The following is a 2,271-nucleotide window of genomic DNA, read 5'->3' as shown; positions in this document are numbered from 1 at the left end:
CGCGCCCAACTCTCGAGTTTTTCCATACCTACAGCCTGCTCGAGCGCGCCGTGCAGTTGCCCCTCAATGTCGCGTACAGCCTGGACGACAAACTGCCTGAGCATGCGCTCCGGTGGTATAACGATGCGATGCTCGTAGAACCAACGTTTGAGATCGTTCGTCAACTGGCCGCGCTCTGGGCGGCCGGTGAGTTGCTCTTTGAGCCAACGGATCACATACCGACGTTGATGTTCCGCGATGGCGCGAAAATTGATGGCGTCCCGAGCAAAGCGCTGGTGGTCAGATAAGGTCTTGAGGTTGCCATCGTAAAGTGAACGTAGCGTGCCGAGGTCTGGCGGTTTCACGTTCAGCTGTCGGCCAAGATGTCGCCAGAGAACAGTGGGGATCTGCTTGTACGAGCCAAGCGGCCGGCCGGTCATACGCAGAAAGCCGATGTGCAATGCGACCGCGAGCCGAAAAAGGTCCGTGCGTCGTGAATCAATGGCGACACGCTCCCGCTTGGAGAACGTGAAGAATGTGGCGAGCTCGAATTCGCTCAGTTCGCGCGGCACCTGCCGGATTCCGAGATAAGCCAATCGCCAGTGATCCATCAGCGGCTCCGCATCGATGATGAGAGCGGCCCAGCGTAGCGAGGTAAAAATTGAAGTGCTACAGGGAAAGTCGGGATGGCAGCTGTAGCCGTCGATCGCCTAAGGATGGTGTCAGAACGACAACGAGTCGGGGCAACAAAACGGGCGCGAGGCGGTCATTCGGGGCACGCCCGTGCGGCGGCCGCATCTGGCCCGAAGACGTATTTTTCTTGCGACCCTAAAAAATTGCTAGTTTAGCTTATGTCAAATTTGACTCGTTGTCCTAGCCAAGCGATGGATTCCAATTAACAACCAGCGCAAGCATGGCAGCACTCACCAATTCCTCGTCGACGCACTAGGCATCACGCCATTTAAGAGATCGATGAATGCCGCCGACAACTTCATCGGCATTTCAATGACACGAGCGAATGCACAATCGGTTTTTGCGCACCGATTGTGCCCTCAGCCGCCCCTTCAGAACTTGTGACGCAACCCAATCCGCAAGGAAACCTGCCTGTCGGTCGCGGACGGTGTCAACCCGGTGATCTGCGCAACCGCCGGTTGTCCGAGCGAATCCGTCCCGCTCGCCTTCTCGAACACGGCCACCGTATAAACGTCGGTACGCTTCGACAGGAAGTAGTCGACACCCGCGCTGACCAGGTTATAGTTTGCGCCGCCCTTGCCACCGGCACCGCCGTTCCTCGTGTAGTCGTAGGCAACCCCAGCGAGCAGCGACGGCGTAAACTGATATCTCGCGTTGATCTCAACGTTGTTGAACGCCGCGGTGCCCGCGTAACGCAGCGCATTCGGCCCCGACGCCGAGCCCAGCCCCTCGAAGCGCGTATTCGAATACGCGAGGTTGACGCTGAGTGCGGCCAGCGTCACGCCCGCCCCGACACCGGCGATTTCGAGCCGGTTCGCGGACGCATAGCCGGCGAACACGGGATTACTCTCCGGTGAGGTTGCACTGCCAGCACTGCCGAGGTTGTTGCTCGTCGCCGGGCCGGCATTCGGATTTGCACCGAAGAACGACGTGTTCGGATTGCGGACGTTCAGGTAGCCCGCACCGAACGAAAACGGCCCCGCCGCATACGACGTGCCGGCACCCCAGATCCAGTTGGTGGGGAAGGATCCGGCGGTGCCGCCGAGACTCAGCATCGCTTCGACCGTCAGCCCTCGGTAGCTTGCGCTGCGGAACTTGATCGAATTGTTGATACGCCGCGAATTGAGTGCATTATCAAGGTCACCCGGGTGCGACGTCATGTAGCCGCCCCACTGCGGCGCAGCGAGAAACGGCCCGTAAAAGTCGACGACGGGATCGTACTGGCGACCGAGCGTGACCGTGCCGATCGAATGGCTCAGGCCGACATACGCTTGCCGCCCGAACATCGCGCCCCCCTGGTTCAGCACGCCGTTGTTGCTGTAGAAGCCGCTCTCCAGCACGAACAGCGCCTTGAGACCGCCGCCGAGATCTTCGCTGCCCTTGAGCCCCCAGCGGCTCCCCTGCAGGCCCGCCGACCCGCCTTCGATCATCGCGATATGACGACCGCCGACCAGGCCGGCCGCCGTCCGCGCCGTCTGCACATTGCTGGTGTAATTGATGCCACTGTCGATGATCCCGTACAGGGGTGGCTTCAGAATTCGGAAAAAATCGTACGCTAAGGCGGCTCAGCCCTTGGCGCGCGCGGCTCCACGAGCGGGG

At 60.5% G+C, this 2,271-nt stretch carries 2 protein-coding genes; both read right to left on the bottom strand.

The genetic code is table 11. The annotated features are described in order from the left end of the window. On the bottom strand, positions 1-590 hold a 590-nt coding region (locus BST28156_RS34400), incomplete at its 3' end, for a DUF4158 domain-containing protein (RefSeq protein ID WP_146123107.1). A gap of 453 nt (positions 591-1,043) precedes the next feature. Then, entirely contained in the window at positions 1,044-2,195 is a 1,152-nt protein-coding gene (locus tag BST28156_RS34395; protein WP_174904568.1) for a porin, read from the bottom strand. Between the last annotated feature and the right edge of the window lie 76 nt (positions 2,196-2,271).

The sequence above is a fragment of the Burkholderia pseudomultivorans genome (assembly GCF_902499075.1).
Classification (GTDB): domain Bacteria; phylum Pseudomonadota; class Gammaproteobacteria; order Burkholderiales; family Burkholderiaceae; genus Burkholderia; species Burkholderia pseudomultivorans.
Note: the sequence above shows the minus strand (reverse complement) of the source record. Positions and strands in the feature narration are given on the sequence as shown.